The organism is Pseudomonas sp. EA_105y_Pfl2_R69 (genome assembly GCF_963970915.1).
In the GTDB taxonomy this organism is placed as follows: Bacteria; Pseudomonadota; Gammaproteobacteria; order Pseudomonadales; family Pseudomonadaceae; genus Aquipseudomonas.
Map to the genome: position 1 here is coordinate 197,855 of NZ_CAXAOO010000003.1, position 14,415 is coordinate 212,269.

The window sequence follows — 14,415 nt, forward strand, 5'->3', positions numbered from 1 at the left end:
CCCCCCCTTGCTGAGGGAAACCCTGATTGCACGGCCGAGCGGGCGGCAAGGCCCGCAGAACCGCCGTTTGTCGCGGCGCGGCGCTGCTTGAAGGGGGGCCGCTAAGCTTGTTATATGGGCTGCGTTCAAGGGGCCCGTCGTGAGGTGAATGGATGGGCGAATTAAGGCGGGCAGGAACTGGCGGCGGACTCTACGAACGGCTATTGCAACGCTTAGCCCTGGCGCTGGAGGAGGCTGACGGGCTGAGCGATCAGGCTGCCGCCGCCTCGCAGGACCTAGAATTGCGGGACCTGACGGCGGCCGAAATGGAGCTGATCAGAGCCTACCTCAATCGAGACCTCGAGTGGCTGCGCGGCTGGCATGCGGCGGCCCAGGAAATGGCGCAGATCGAACAGATGCAGGTGCGGCGCGAGGTTGCTCGGCCAGGGCAGAAGGTCGTGGTCTCATTGCCGAATCCCAAACCGCTGCTGCGCCGCCCGCCGCGCCTCTGCTGTGCGCTCTGCGGGACTCTGGCCGGCAGCCACCTCGGGCAGGGCGTGCAGGTGTGCCGGACCTGCGGGTCGCAGCTGTTCCGGGCGAGCAATCCCCGTTAGGCTTTGGGCACCCCTGGAGATGCCCGATGCCGATTCGCTACATCCTCAAACAACTGCTGATGCCGCCGGGTATTTTCCTGCTGCTGCTACTGATCGCCTGGTGGTTGCGCCGGCGCGCCCCGCGGCTGGCGACGGCCTGCTTCTGCCTGGCGCTGGGCGGCTTGTGGCTGATGAGCCTGCCTGCGGTGGTGGAATGGTCGGCGCGGCAGCTGGAAAGCGAGCCGGCCCTGGGCGAATTGCACTGGCCCCGGTTGGCCGAGCAGGCGCAGGCGATTGTCGTGCTCGGTGGCGGGCGCGAGCAGAATGACCCGGCCTGGGGCGGCGATCAGCCCAGCCTGATGGCCTTGGAGCGGGTGCGCTATGCCGCGCGACTGGCCAAAGCCTCCGGCCTGCCGCTGCTGATCAGTGGTGGGCTGCATTACGGCGCGCCGCCCAGCGAGGCGGCGTTGATGGCCGATGTGCTGGCGCGCGATTACGGGGTCAGGGTGCGCTGGCAGGAAGGACTAAGCCGGACCACCTGGGAGAATGCGACTTTCAGCGCTGAAATTCTGCAGAAAGAAGGCATCAAGCGGGTCCTGCTGGTCACCCAGGCCTGGCATATGCCCAGGGCGCGCTGGTGTTTCGAGCAGGTCGGCTTTCAGGTGCTGAGCGCGCCCATGGGCTTTCTCGGCGCGGCAACCAGCCGCCCGGGAGGCGGCTGGTTGCCGGAAAGCAAGGCGTTCTGGCAGAACGGCCTGTTGCTTAACGAGGCCGTTGGTTTGTGGGCGTATCCCCGGGTGTATGGGCGGGAGTAAGCGGCAAACAAAGGCGGCTCGCAGCCCGGATAAACTGCGGAGCGCGGCGCAGTCCGGGGCCGCGATCCCGGATTGCGCCAAGGCTTCTGCGGGCTACAGCTGTTACAGGGTCTTGGCCATACGGCTGGCCAGCAGGGCCCAGGCAAACAGCAGCAGGCAGAGGATCAGCAGCGGCCAGCCGCGCCAGTAGAGGTAGGGCGTCAGCTGTTGCATGGGGACTACCTCGCCATACAGCACGCCCTGTTCGAACTGTGGCAGCTGCTCGGTGATCTGGCCAAAGGGATCGATCAGGGCGGTGACGCCGTTGTTGGTGGCGCGGATCATCCAGCGGCCGGCCTCCAGGGCGCGCATCTGCGCCATCTGCAGGTGCTGCAGCGGGCCGATGGAGCGGCCGAACCAGGTATCGTTGCTGATGGTCAGCAGCAGGTCGCTCTGGGCGGCGAGCCCGGCGGCGAACTCGGGGTAGACCACCTCGTAGCAGATATAGGCGGCGATCCGGTAGCCATGCGCCTCCAGCAGCGGCTGTTCGGCCGAGCCGCGGGCGAAGTCCGACATCGGCAGGTCGAAGAAGGCGATCAGACCGCGCAGCACCTCCTGCAGCGGCACGTATTCGCCGAAGGGCACCAGCTTCTGCTTGAGGTAGTCGCCGCTGCCCTGGCCGACCACGCTGATGGCGTTGTAATAACGCAGCTCGCCGCGTTCGTTGGCCTGGCGGATCGGCACCCCGGTGATCAGCGCCGCTTGGCGCTGGTTGGCAAATTCGGTCATCGCCGCGAGGTAGCCCAGGGCGTGTTCCTTGAGGACGGGTACGGCGGTTTCCGGCCAGACGATCAGGTCGGTCGGCGTGGCGTTGAGGCTCAGGTCACGGTACAGCGCCAGCTGTGCGTTGAGCTGCGCCGGGTCCCACTTGAGGTTCTGCTCGATATTGCCCTGCACCGCGGCCACCGTCATGGGTGCGCCGGCGGGTTGGGTCCAGGCGTGCCCCTTGAGGGCCAGGCCGGCGATCCAGGGGGCCAGCAGCAAGAGCATGCCGGTGGCGAGAAAGGCCTTGCGCGTGCGCAGTTGCGCCAGGTTGACCAGCAGTGCGGCACTCAGGGCCAGAACCAGGGAGATCAGCCAGACGCCGCCGACCGGGGCCAGGCCGGCCAGGGGGCCGTCGAGCTGGCTGTAGCCGGCGTAGAGCCAGGGGAAACCGGTGAGGAACCAGCTGCGGAAGGCTTCCTGGGTCAGCCACAGGGCGGCGAAGGCCAGGGCGTCGGCCAGCGGCGCTTCCACCCGGCGCAGCCAGCGGGTCCAGACCCAGGCGCAGAGGGCGAACAGCAGGCCGAGGCCGGCGACAAACAGCAGGGTGAGGAAGGCGGCCAGGGGCGGCGAGGCCGCGCCGTAATCGTGAATGCTGACGTAGACCCAGCTGGTGCCGGCGGCGAACAGGCCGAAGCCGTAGCACCAGCCGCGCAGCGCCGCCTGGCGCGGGCTGAGGTCGCGCAGGCCGAGGTAGAACAGGGCGATGGACAGCAGGGCCAGCGGCCAGAGGTCATAAGGGGCCAGAGCCAGCGGAGTGATGGCCCCCGCCAGCAGGGCGATCAGGTTGCCGGGCCAGCCAGCTCGGGTTATCCAGTGCATTGCATGCAGATCCTTGGATTGGGGTGGCGCAAGGGTAGAGCGGAATGCGCAAGGGGGGAAGGCGGATGCAGTCGCTGTAGGAGCCAGGGGGACGCCCAGTTCTTGCAGGCGACTCTCTTCGCCGCTGGTCGCCAGCAAACTGGCTCCTACAAAGGCGCGCAGGGCCTTAGCGCAGCAGCGGCGTCAGGCGCAGCAGGTGAATGCGCCGGCTGTCGGCGCTGATCACGCGGAAGCGGAATTCGCCGATGTCGGTGACTTCGTTGCGCTTGGGCAGGTGGCCGAAGGCGCTCATCACCAGGCCACCGACGGTGTCGAATTCGTCATCGGAAAACTCGCTGTCGAAGGACTCGTTGAAGCTGTCGATCGGGGTCAGCGCCTTGACCAGGAAGTCGCCCGAGGGCAGCGGTTTGACGTAGCTGTCTTCCTCGACGTCATGCTCGTCCTCAATGTCGCCGACGATCTGCTCGAGCACGTCCTCGATGGTCACCAGGCCGGCGACGCCGCCGTACTCGTCGATGACCACGGCCATATGGTTGTGGTTGGCACGGAACTCGCGCAGCAGCACGTTGAGGCGCTTGGATTCGGGCACGAAGGTGGCCGGGCGCAGCAGGTCCTTGATATTGAAGTTGGGCTGTTCGCCGGAAAGGATCAGCGGTAGCAGATCCTTGGCCAGGAGGATGCCGATGACATCGTCGAGGGCCTCGCCGACCACGGGATAGCGCGAGTGCGCGGCTTCGATGATCGAGGGCAGGAATTCCTTGGGCGTCTGGTTGGCCTTGATGCTCATCATCTGCGAGCGCGGCACCATGATGTCGCGTACCTGCAGGTCGGCGACCTGAATCGCGCCTTCGACGATGGCCAGTGCTTCGCTGTCGAGCAGCTTGTTCTGGTGCGCTTCGCGCAGCACTTCCAGCAATTCCTTGCGGTTCTTCGGCTCATGAGCAAAAGCCTGGGTCAGTCTGTTAAACCAGGACTTCTGCTCGTTGCTCGATCGGTCTTCGCTCATGGTGGTTACTCGGGAACCTTTTGTATTTTCTGTAGTGGGGATTATTCGTGGTCGGCGTAGGGGTCGGCATGACCCAGTTCGGCGAGCAATTCTCGTTCCAGTGCTTCCATCTCCTCGGCCTCCTCGTCCTCGATATGGTCGTAGCCGAGCAGGTGCAGGCAGCCGTGGATCACCATGTGGGCCCAGTGCGCTTCCAGGGGCTTGGCCTGTTCCAGCGCTTCTCGCGCGACCACCGGCACGCAGATCACCAGGTCGCCGAGCAGCGGAATATCCAGCAACGGGATGCCGCCCAGCTCGTCGGGCACATCGGCGGGGAACGACAACACATTGGTGGCGTAGTCGCGCTGACGGTAGGTGTGGTTGAGTTCGCGGCCTTCGGGCTCGTCGACCAGGCGGATGGTCAGCTCGGAGTCGGCGCTACGCTGGCGCAGGGCGAGCTCGCACCAGGCGCGAAACTGCGCCTCGCTCGGCAGGTTGGCGGCGTCGCTGGCACGTTGCAGGTCCAGTTCAAGCATTGCCGTTGTCCGACTCGTCGATCAGCTTGCCGTGAACCCGATCGTCGTAACGCTCGTAGGCCTCGACGATGCGCTGGACCAAGGGGTGGCGCACCACGTCCTTGGGCTTGAAGTGGGTGAAGCTGATGCCCGGCACGTCGCGCAGCACGTCGATGACGTGGGTCAGGCCGCTCTTGGTGCCGCGCGGCAGGTCGACCTGGGTGATGTCGCCGGTGATGATCGCGGTGGAGCCGAAGCCGATGCGGGTGAGGAACATCTTCATCTGTTCCAGGGTGGTGTTCTGGCTCTCGTCGAGGATGATAAAGCTGTTGTTCAGGGTGCGGCCGCGCATATAGGCCAGGGGCGCGACCTCGATCACCTGCTTCTCGATCAGCTTGGCCACCTGCTCGAAGCCGAGCATTTCGTACAGCGCGTCGTACAGCGGACGCAGGTAGGGGTCGATCTTCTGCGACAGGTCGCCGGGCAGGAAGCCGAGCTTCTCGCCCGCTTCGACCGCCGGGCGCACCAGCAGGATGCGGCGGATCTGCTCGCGCTCCAGGGCGTCCACCGCGCAGGCCACCGCCAGGTAGGTCTTGCCGGTACCGGCCGGACCGATGCCGAAATTGATGTCGTGCTCGAGGATGGCCTTGACGTAGCGCTGCTGGTTGACCCCGCGTGGGCGAACCATGCCCTTGCGCGTACGCAGGGCGACGCTGGCTTCGGCTATGGGGTTGGCCAGCTCTTCGACGCCGGACTCCTGCAGAAACAGGTGGACCAGATCGGGCGAGAGCTCGGTGTTCTTGCTTTCGCGATAGAGGCGGCGCAGCAGCTGCTCCGCGGAAGTGGTCTGCTCCGGCGTGCCGATCAGCTCGAACTGGTTGCCGCGGTTGCGGATTTCGATCCCCAGGCGCTGCTCGATCAAACGCAGATGCTCGTCGAGTTGGCCGCACAGGTTAGCGAAGCGGCTCGCCTCAAAGGGTTCAAGGATAAAACGATGGGGTTCTGTGGGTGTGTTCAAGGTCGTTTGATGGCCGCCAGTCGGCTGGGTAGTGAGGCGAAGAATAGCGCTAGGTGTCCGCGTGGGAAAGCTCGGACTGTTGCGACTTTAGCATTGCCTTTATATGGATTTGATTTCCGCTCGCAGGCTTGGCCCGTAGCCCGTGCCGCGCCGGCTGTCGGATATTGCCGGCGGGCTCGATCCCGGGTGCGCCTGCGCGCTAGGTGAGCAGGGTGCCGCGCAGCGAGTTGGGCATGGCTTCGTCGATATGCACATCGACAAACTGGCCGATCAGGCGCGGGTTGTCGCTGCGGAAGTTGACCACCCGGTTGCTCTCGGTACGGCCCTGGAGCATGCCAGGGTCCTTCTTCGAGTAGTCGCTGACCAGGATGCGCTGCACGGTGCCGGCCATGCGTCGGCTGTTTTCGAAGCCCTGCTGGGTGATGCGGTGTTGCAGCAGGGCCAGGCGCTGTTTTTTCAGCTCCAGCGGGGTGTCGTCGGCCAGGTCGGCGGCCGGGGTGCCGGGGCGCGCGCTGTAGACGAAGGAGTAGCAGAAGTCGAAACCGACATCCTCGACCAGTTTCATGGTCTGCTCGAAGTCTTTCTCGGTTTCACCGGGGAAGCCGACGATAAAGTCCGAGCTGATCAGGATGTCCGGCACCGCGGCGCGCAGCTTGCGAATCCGTGACTTGTATTCCAGCGCGGTGTGGTTGCGCTTCATCGCCGCGAGAATGCGGTCCGAACCCGATTGCACCGGCAGGTGCAGGTATTTCACCAGCTCGGGGATCTCGGCGTGGGCCTGGATCAGCGCGTCGGAGAACTCCAGCGGGTGGCTGGTGGTGTAGCGGATGCGGTCGATGCCGTCGATGGCCGCCACCGCATACAGCAGCTCGGCGAAGTCGGCGATCTGCCCGCTCTGGGTCGCGCCGCGGTAGCCGTTGACGTTCTGCCCGAGCAGGGTGACTTCGCGCACGCCATGTTCGGCCAGGTGGATGATCTCGCCGAGCACGTCGGTCATGGGGCGGCTGACCTCTTCGCCGCGGGTGTAGGGCACCACGCAGAAGGTGCAGTACTTGCTGCAGCCTTCCATCACCGAGACATAGGCGCTGGGGCCGTCGACGCGAGGTTCGGGCAGGCGGTCGAATTTTTCGATCTCGGGGAAGCTGATATCGACCTGGGCGATCTTGGTGGTGCGCGCGGCGTCGATCATTTCCGGCAGGCGGTGCAGGGTCTGCGGGCCGAAGACCACGTCGACATAGGGCGCGCGGTCGCGGATCGCCGCGCCTTCCTGGCTGGCCACGCAGCCGCCGACGCCGATCACCAGGTCCGGGTTGGCAATCTTCAGCTTTTGCCAGCGGCCGAGCTGGGAGAACACCTTGTCCTGGGCTTTTTCACGGATCGAGCAGGTGTTGAGCAGGATGATATCGGCGTCCGCCGCTCGCTCGGTGACTTCCAGGGCTTGATGTTCGCCCAGCAGGTCGATCATGCGCGAGCTGTCGTACTCGTTCATCTGGCAACCGTGGGTTTCGATATAAAGCTTCTTGGTCATGCGCGCTCAACAAGGGGGATCGAAGAACCGCGCATTATAGAGGCCAAGTGGCTGGCTTCCTAGCGTTGCCTGTCCGGCGGCTATGCTATGATTTGCGCCCTCCCAAATTAACCCCCCGGTGCGAACTGCATAGCCATGAGCAAACGCGAGCCTATCTACAAGGTGATCTTCCTCAATCAGGGTCAGGTGTACGAGATGTACGCCAAACAGATCTTTCAAAGCGATCTGTGGGGCTTCCTGGAAGTGGAGGAGTTCGTCTTCGGTGAGCGCACCCAGGTGGTGGTCGACCCCAGCGAAGAAAAGCTCAAGGCCCAGTTCGACGGCGTGGTGCGCAGCTTTATCCCCATGCATGCGGTGATTCGCATCGACGAGGTGGAGCGCCTGGGTACGCCGAAGATCAGCGAGGCCAAGGGTGGCGGCAATGTCATGCCCTTCCCCATGCCGATGCCGGATAAATAAGCAGTTTTAGGTTGTAGGATGGGGTGAGCCTGCGATACCCATGCGGCGAAATGATGGGTATCGCTTCGCTCAACCCATCCCGCGGTGTTGGCCGCAACCGGCCTGAATCAGGGCAGCGGCGCGAAAGGCGAGGTGAGGGTGTCGGCGTTCTGCAGCTCCAGCAGGTAGCTGCGAAAGATCTGCCCGAGTATCTGGCTGGCGATTTCCAGTTCTTCTCGCGGCATCTGCGCGGCAATCAGGTCGGCGCTGTCCATGGCCTCGTCCGAGCCATTCACTGCCGCCATCTTCAGCACGATATAGGCCTGGACGTTGTTCGCCGGCACGCCTTCGCCGCGGAAGAACATCATGCCCAGGCGGTATTGCGACTGGGCGTGGCCTTGCAGCGAGGCCAGTTCGAACCATTTAAGTGCCTGGTCCAGATCGCGCTCGGTGCGCTTGCCGTCGTAATAGAACTCGCCCAGCTCGTACTCGGCCTGCAGGTCGCCGTTCTGCGCGGCTTGCTGGCAGGCCGCGAGGGCGTCGGGCAGGTCTTCGGGGGCGGTATTCAGCGAGCAACTGCCGGGCGCAGGAATCAGCAGGGTATTGCCTCCCGCCAGTGCGAGCAGGGGGAGCAGGAGCAACAGGCAGCCCAGGGACAGGGTGCGGCCGGTGCGTTTCATGAAAGTCCATTTACCTCGAGTGCAGAGCAGGCGGTGTGCCTGGCCGACGAAGCGCGTCGGCCGTCACATTATGAAATAAGCAGCGGCGTTCTTACAAAGTCTTTACCGGGTTTTCTCCCAGGTCAGCTGTTTTGGCGCTGCCCGGCAGGCTCAGCAGCAGCCAGGCCAGCAACGGATAAGCCGGTGTAAGCAGGCCGTGAAACAGGTCGACGCGGCGTAGCGGGCCGATAAAGCCCTCGGTGCCGACTGCCAGCCCCGCCAGCAGAAACAGGCCGACGACCCCCGCCGCCGCGGCGACGGGCAGACGGCGTGGCCATTGCACCGCGCCGGCATAGAGAATCAGCAGCAGGGTCGCCAGGTTGAGCAGCAGACGGTAGTCGTCGAGCAGGTTCATCTGCCGGAACAGCTCGAAAAAGGCGCACAGGCCGAGCACGATGCGGCCCCAGTTCGGCCGGCTCCAGGCCCAACCGCGAGCCAAGGCCAGGGCCGCGGCCCCCAGCAGCGGCAGGGCGAGAAAGCTGCTGGCCTGGCTTAGCCACAGGTGCGCGGCCTGCCAGTTGAGGTCGACGCCGTAGCGCATCACGCCGACCGCCGCGGCTGCGGCCGGCAGCAGAAAGCCCAGCAGGGCGCAGAACAGCGCCGGCTGGTCGCCTTCGCCATAGCGCCTGCGGGCTGTGCCGATAGCCACGGCGCAGGCCAGGCAGGCCAGGGCTAGCAGGCCATCGGACAGTGCGGTGCTGTACTGCATCAGGCCTTCTTCAGCTCGGCGAAGGCGCGCTCGGCGGCGTCCAGGGTGATCTGCAGCTCGGTTTCGCCGTGGGCGATAGAGGTGAAACCGGCTTCGAAGGCGCTCGGGGCCAGGTATACGCCGCCATCCAGCATCAGATGGAAGAAACGTTTGAAGCGCTCGGCATCGCTGGCCATCACGTCGTCGAAGGTGACGATATCGTCGGCCCCACTGAAATACAGGCCGAACATGCCACCGGCCTGGGTGGTGACGAACGGGATGCCGGCGGCATCGGCGCGCTCCTGCAGGCCTTGCAGCATCAGGCTGGTGTAGTCGCTGAGGGCGGCATGGAAGCCTGGCGCGCTGATCAGCTTGAGGGTGGTCAGGCCGGCGGCCATGGCCAGCGGGTTACCGGACAGGGTGCCGGCCTGGTAGACCGGGCCGAGCGGGGCGATGCAGGACATGATTTCGCGCTTGCCGCCGAAGCAGCCGACCGGCATGCCGCCACCGATGATCTTGCCGAAGGTGGTCAGGTCCGGGGTCACACCGTAATGGGCCTGGGCACCGCCGAGGGCGACGCGGAAACCGGTCATCACCTCGTCGAAGATCAGCACCACGCCATGCTTGTCGCACTGCTCGCGCAGGCCTTGGAGAAAGCCCGGGGCCGGCGGCACGCAGTTCATATTGCCGGCCACCGGCTCGACGATGATGCAGGCCACTTCGTTGCCGACTTCGCCGAGCATCTGCGCGACCGCGTCGATGTTGTTGAACGGCAGGGTCAGGGTGTGTTTGGCGAAGGCCGCCGGCACCCCCGCCGAGCTTGGTACGCCCTGGGTCAGCAGGCCGGAGCCGGCTTTCACCAGCAGGCTGTCGGAGTGGCCGTGGTAACAGCCTTCGAACTTGATGATGCTGTCACGGCCGGTAAAACCGCGGGCCAGGCGGATGGCGCTCATGGTCGCCTCGGTGCCGGAGCTGACCATGCGCACCATCTCCATCGACGGCACCATGGCGCAGACCAGGTCGGCCATCTCGGTTTCCATGGCGGTCGGCGCGCCATAGGACAGGCCGTGCTGCAGCTGGCGGCGCACCGCATCGAGCACGTCCGGGTGGCCGTGGCCGAGGATCATCGGGCCCCAGGAGCCGACGTAGTCCACATAGCGCTTGTCGTCCTCGTCGGTGACGTAGGCACCTTCGGCGTGCTTGAAGAACAACGGGGTGCCGCCGACGCTCTTGAAGGCGCGCACCGGCGAGTTGACGCCGCCGGGGATGTGCTTCTGCGCGTGAGTGAACAAAATTTCGGAACGGGACATGGCTGGGCCTCTCAAGCTAGGAGTCGGGGCGAGCCGGGTCGCCCTCAATCGATATTAATCAGTGGTGAACAGGTCGCTAAAGGCGCGGGCGCGCCGCTCGACCTCGCTGGCCGAGTCGGCCGCGAACAGGCCGTGGACCACCGCGACCATGCTGGCACCGTGGGCGATCAGGGCGGGGGCGTTGTCCAGGGTCACGCCGCCAATGGCGACGATCGGCAGGTTGACCTTGGCTTTTGCCGCCGCCAGCAGTTCGAGCGAGGCGGCCGGTGCGCCGGGCTTGGTGTTGGAGTTGAAGAAGCGACCGAAGGCGACATAGCTGGCCCCTTCCCTGGCGGCGGCCTCGGCCAGCTCGAGCTGGGCGTGGCAGGTGCCGCCGATGATCGCCTTGCGTCCGAGCAGGGCGCGGGCGACGGACAGCGAACCGTCGGTTTGCCCCAGGTGCAGGCCTACACCGAGGCGGGCGGCCAGTTCGGCGTCGTCGTTGATGATCAGCGCAGCACCATAGCGGTTGCACAGCTCGCGCAGGGTCTCGGCTTCGCGCAGGCGGCGGGCGTCGTCGGTCGACTTGTCGCGGTATTGCAGCAGCGTCGCGCCGCCCTTGAGGGCCGCTTCGACATAGGGCAGCAGCTTGCCCTTGAGCAATTCGCTGTCGGTGATGGCATACAGGCCACGCAGTTTCATTGGGAGCGCTCCATCAGCTGCTTTCTATTAATAAGCATCCAGCGGCAGGCGGCGCGGAATGTACTGGCCGTGGCCAGGCTGTTCGGCGTCGCGCAGGGTGCGCCAGGTGTAGTCGAGGGCGAACTGCACGGCGCTGACCAGTTCCTGGCCCAGGGCCAGGCGACCGGCCAGGGTGCTGGCCAGGGTGCAGCCGGAGCCGTGGTAGCTGCCGGGCAGGCGCTGGCAGACGAAGGTGTGACGGCTGCCGTCGCGGCTGTAGAGGCGGTTGTGCACTTCGTGCTCGTCGCCGTGGCCGCCGGTGATCAGCAGGTGCTGGATGTGGGGCAGCAGCTTTTCGGCGCACTCATCGGCGCTGCCGTCCGGCAGTTCGGCAAGGATGCGCGCTTCCGGCAGGTTCGGCGTGGCGATGGTCGAGACGGCGAACAACCGTTCGCGCATGGCATAGCCGACTTCATCCTTGCCCAGCGCGCCGCCGCCGCCGGCGCGCAGCACTGGATCGCAGACCAGGGGAATGCCCGGCAGGCGCTGCATGATCTCGAGTACGGTGTCGACCATCTCGACCGAGCCGAGCATGCCCAGCTTGACCGCCGCGATCGGCAGGTCGGCGATCACCGCATTGGCCTGGGCCAGTACCCAGGCGCGGTCGAGCACGCGGAAGTCGGAGACATTCACCGTGTCCTGCACGGTCAGCGCGGTGACGGTGGGGGCGGCATGACAGCCCTGGGCGAGCAGGGCTTCGATATCGGCTTGCAGGCCGGCACCCCCACTGGGGTCGTGACCGGACAGGCACAGCACTACGGGGCGAGAAGTAGGCGTTTTCATGGTGCGCGAGCTTACCACCAAACCGGCGCTTGCAGACCCCGCAACGGCAGGAAAGCGCCCGGGCAGACGACCTGTGCAGCGCCCGCTGTTGGCGCGGGCAGTGCTGAAGAAGTCTGCTCGGTTGAGGTTTTCTCTGAGGCTCTGGCGCAAATGCCTATGCTAGAGTGCCATTCATCCGAATACACCGTTCCGGCGGCGCTCTTAGGCGTTGCTGGCTTACTCTGGCTGAGCTGCATGCACTACATCCTTCTCTGTCTCTTTATGCTGCTGCCGGGATTGGCCGGGGCTTCGGTGTTCGACGAAACCACCCGCAGCCTGCCGCTCGGCAAGGCCATGTCGGTATTCGAGGATGTCCGCGGCGATGCCAGCATCGAGGACATTACCTCGCCGGCGCTGCAGGCCAGTTTTCGCCCGCATGACAAGACGGTGCTGAATGCAGGCTACTCGCGTTCGGTGTTCTGGTTGCGGCTCGACCTGCATTATCAGCCGGTGCAGTTGGAGGGCGTGCAACCCTGGTTGCTGGAGCTGGCGTACCCGCCCCTGGATCATCTGGAACTCTACCTGCCCGCGCCCGAGGGCGGTTTCCGCCTGGCCCAGCGCACCGGCGACGCGCTGCCGTTTGCCAGCAGGGAGATCAAACAGCACAACTACCTGTTCGAGCTCAAGCTGCCGCCGAACCAGCCGCAGCGCATCTACCTGCGCCTGCAGAGTCAGGGGTCGATCCAGGCCCCCCTGACGCTCTGGGCCCCGAATGCCTATCTGGAAGAGCAGCCGGCGCGGATCTATGTGCTGGGCATCATCTATGGCGTGCTGCTGGTGATGCTGATCTACAACCTGTTTATCTTTCTCAGCGTGCGCGACACCAGCTACCTGTATTACATCTTCTATATCGCCTCGTTCGGCCTCTACCAGGTCTCGGTCAATGGTGCCGGGATCGAGTATTTCTGGCCCAATAACCCCTGGTGGGCGAATGCCGCCACCCCCTTCCTGATCGGCTCGGCGGCGCTGTTCGGTTGCCAGTTCGCCCGCAGCTTTCTGCATACCGCCGAGCACAGCCCCTGGGTCGACCGCATCCTGCTGGTGATGATGGCCTGCGGTGCCGGGGTGATGGTGCTGGCGGTGACGGTCAGCTATGCGCTGGCCCTGCGTCTGGCCACGTTCCTGGCGCTGACCTTTACCGTGGTGATCTTCGTCGCCGGGGTGCTGGCCTGGTTGCGCGGCATGCGCGTGGCGCGCTACTTCATCATCGCCTGGAGCGCCTTCCTCGCCGGTGGGGCGATCAACACCCTGATGGTGCTGGGCTATCTGCCGAATATCTTCCTGACCATGTATGCCAGCCAGATCGGCTCGGCCCTGGAGGTCGGCCTGCTGTCCCTGGCCCTGGCCGACCGGATCAATGCGATGAAGGAGGAGCGCGCGCGCATCCTGCATGACGCCGGGCTCGAACTGGAGGCATTGAACCAGGAGCTGGCCAACAACAACCGGCTCAAGGACGAATTTCTCGCCACCCTCACCCATGAGCTGCGCACGCCGATGAACGGGGTGATCGGCTCGCTGGAACTGATGCAGATGGTCCGCCTCGACGGCGAGCTGGCGCAGTACCAGAAGACCGCGGCCAGCTCGGCGCGGGACATGATGCGCATGGTCAACGACATCCTCACCCTGACCGAGCTGCAGGCCGGCAAGCTCTACCCGCGGCGCGAGCCCTTCAGCCTGCGCGGCCTGTTCGACGGCCTGCGCGCGCAGTATGCGCCGCGCGCCGAGGACAAGGGCCTGCGCTTCGAGCTGCAGCTGGATGAAAGCCTGCCCGATACCCTGGAAGGGGACGCCGGCAAGCTGGCGCAGAGCCTGGGTTGCCTGCTCGATAACTCGATCAAGTTCACCAGTCATGGTGCGGTGCAGTTGCGGGTCAGCCGGGTGGGCAACGGCTCCGACAACCTGCCGCTGTGCATCGAGGTGGTGGACAGCGGCGTGGGCTTCGCGACACCGCCGGACGTGCGCCTGTATCAGCGCTTCCAGCAACTGGACGGCTCCATGACCCGCGAATACGGCGGCCTGGGTATCGGCCTGGCGATCTGCCGGCAACTGGTCGACCTGCTTGGCGGCAACCTCAGCCATGAGTCGCAGCCGGGGCAGGGCAGCCGCTTCCGCCTCGAAGTGCCGCTGGCCCTGCCGGTGCAGGCTCCGGCGCAGGCGGCCGTGCCGCGGCCTGTGAATGCGCCGGCGCTGCGCCAGCCGCAACAGTGCCGGGTGCTGGTGGTGGAGGACAATGCGATCAATCAGCTGGTGACCCGCGGCATGCTGCTCAAGCTGGGTTACCAGGTGCGCACCGCCGACAACGGTGCCGAGGCCCTGGAGTTGCTGCGTAACGAGCCGGTCGACGCGATCCTGCTGGATTGCCAGATGCCGCTGATGGATGGTTTCGCCACCTGCCGGGCGCTGCGCAACCTGCCGGGCTGCGCCGAGGTGCCGGTGCTCGCGATCACGGCCCATAGCCACAGCGGTGATCGCGAGCGCTGCCTGGCTGCAGGGATGAGCGACTACCTGGCCAAACCGGTTAAATTCGAGCAGTTGCGCCGTCTGTTGCATGACTGGGTGCTCTGCCGCGAGGCCTAGCCCTGTGCAGCCTCCAGGCGATATACGCCAGTAGCTGGCCAATATGCCTGCTGTTGTGCCCGGAATCGCCCTTTAGCCAAACGCT

Annotated in this window: 14 protein-coding genes; 4 read left to right on the forward strand and 10 right to left on the reverse strand. The window is 65.3% G+C overall.

Annotation, left to right across the window (positions count from 1 at the left end; genetic code table 11):
- Nucleotides 1-152 precede the first annotated feature (152 nt).
- Both AACY13_RS10255 and AACY13_RS10260 read left to right on the forward strand, forming a co-directional pair.
- Nucleotides 153-593, forward strand: a complete 441-nt coding sequence (locus AACY13_RS10255) for a hypothetical protein (RefSeq protein WP_339461234.1) — start codon at nucleotides 153-155, stop codon at nucleotides 591-593.
- 26 nt (nucleotides 594-619) lie between these two features.
- Nucleotides 620-1,387, forward strand: coding sequence for a YdcF family protein (locus AACY13_RS10260; RefSeq protein ID WP_339461236.1), 768 nt, complete (start codon nucleotides 620-622; stop codon nucleotides 1,385-1,387).
- Nucleotides 1,388-1,489: 102 nt separating this feature from the next.
- On the opposite strand, the gene lnt is transcribed toward AACY13_RS10260, so the two are convergent.
- From lnt to miaB, 5 genes are all read right to left on the reverse strand, one after another.
- On the reverse strand, nucleotides 1,490-3,010 hold the full coding sequence (gene lnt / locus AACY13_RS10265; RefSeq protein ID WP_339461238.1) for an apolipoprotein N-acyltransferase: 1,521 nt from the start codon (nucleotides 3,008-3,010) through the stop codon (nucleotides 1,490-1,492).
- A 166-nt stretch (nucleotides 3,011-3,176) separates the two neighbouring features.
- Nucleotides 3,177-4,016: an HlyC/CorC family transporter gene (locus AACY13_RS10270; protein WP_339461239.1), complete on the reverse strand. Its 840-nt coding sequence runs from the start codon at nucleotides 4,014-4,016 to the stop codon at nucleotides 3,177-3,179.
- Nucleotides 4,017-4,057: 41 nt separating this feature from the next.
- Nucleotides 4,058-4,531: an rRNA maturation RNase YbeY gene (gene ybeY, locus AACY13_RS10275; RefSeq protein WP_339461241.1), complete on the reverse strand. Its 474-nt coding sequence runs from the start codon at nucleotides 4,529-4,531 to the stop codon at nucleotides 4,058-4,060.
- Nucleotides 4,524-5,528: a PhoH family protein gene (locus AACY13_RS10280; protein WP_339461242.1), complete on the reverse strand. Its 1,005-nt coding sequence runs from the start codon at nucleotides 5,526-5,528 to the stop codon at nucleotides 4,524-4,526. The genes ybeY and AACY13_RS10280 overlap by 8 nt, the downstream gene beginning before the upstream one ends.
- Nucleotides 5,529-5,727: 199 nt before the next feature.
- A complete protein-coding gene (gene miaB, locus AACY13_RS10285) occupies nucleotides 5,728-7,056 on the reverse strand; it encodes a tRNA (N6-isopentenyl adenosine(37)-C2)-methylthiotransferase MiaB (protein WP_339461243.1) in 1,329 nt (442 codons plus the stop codon).
- 135 nt (nucleotides 7,057-7,191) lie between these two features.
- Here miaB and AACY13_RS10290 point away from each other — a divergent pair, with 135 nt between their 5' ends.
- A complete protein-coding gene (locus AACY13_RS10290) occupies nucleotides 7,192-7,515 on the forward strand; it encodes a DUF1820 family protein (RefSeq protein ID WP_339461245.1) in 324 nt (107 codons plus the stop codon).
- A gap of 107 nt (nucleotides 7,516-7,622) precedes the next feature.
- On the opposite strand, the gene AACY13_RS10295 is transcribed toward AACY13_RS10290, so the two are convergent.
- The 5 genes from AACY13_RS10295 to AACY13_RS10315 form a co-directional block, all read right to left on the reverse strand.
- Complete coding sequence (locus AACY13_RS10295) at nucleotides 7,623-8,174, reverse strand: tetratricopeptide repeat protein (RefSeq protein WP_339461247.1); 552 nt, start codon at nucleotides 8,172-8,174, stop codon at nucleotides 7,623-7,625.
- Nucleotides 8,175-8,265: 91 nt separating this feature from the next.
- A complete protein-coding gene (locus AACY13_RS10300) occupies nucleotides 8,266-8,922 on the reverse strand; it encodes a hypothetical protein (RefSeq protein ID WP_339461248.1) in 657 nt (218 codons plus the stop codon).
- Nucleotides 8,922-10,211: a glutamate-1-semialdehyde 2,1-aminomutase gene (hemL, locus tag AACY13_RS10305; protein WP_339461249.1), complete on the reverse strand. Its 1,290-nt coding sequence runs from the start codon at nucleotides 10,209-10,211 to the stop codon at nucleotides 8,922-8,924. The genes AACY13_RS10300 and hemL overlap by 1 nt, the downstream gene beginning before the upstream one ends.
- 54 nt (nucleotides 10,212-10,265) lie before the next feature.
- On the reverse strand, nucleotides 10,266-10,892 hold the full coding sequence (thiE, locus tag AACY13_RS10310; protein ID WP_339461250.1) for a thiamine phosphate synthase: 627 nt from the start codon (nucleotides 10,890-10,892) through the stop codon (nucleotides 10,266-10,268).
- A 27-nt stretch (nucleotides 10,893-10,919) separates the two neighbouring features.
- Nucleotides 10,920-11,714: a hydroxymethylpyrimidine/phosphomethylpyrimidine kinase gene (locus AACY13_RS10315; protein WP_339461251.1), complete on the reverse strand. Its 795-nt coding sequence runs from the start codon at nucleotides 11,712-11,714 to the stop codon at nucleotides 10,920-10,922.
- A 234-nt stretch (nucleotides 11,715-11,948) separates the two neighbouring features.
- Here AACY13_RS10315 and AACY13_RS10320 point away from each other — a divergent pair, with 234 nt between their 5' ends.
- The gene (locus AACY13_RS10320) at nucleotides 11,949-14,330 is read left to right on the forward strand and encodes a hybrid sensor histidine kinase/response regulator (protein WP_339461252.1); all 2,382 of its coding nucleotides are present in this window, start codon (nucleotides 11,949-11,951) and stop codon (nucleotides 14,328-14,330) included.
- Nucleotides 14,331-14,415 lie beyond the last annotated feature (85 nt).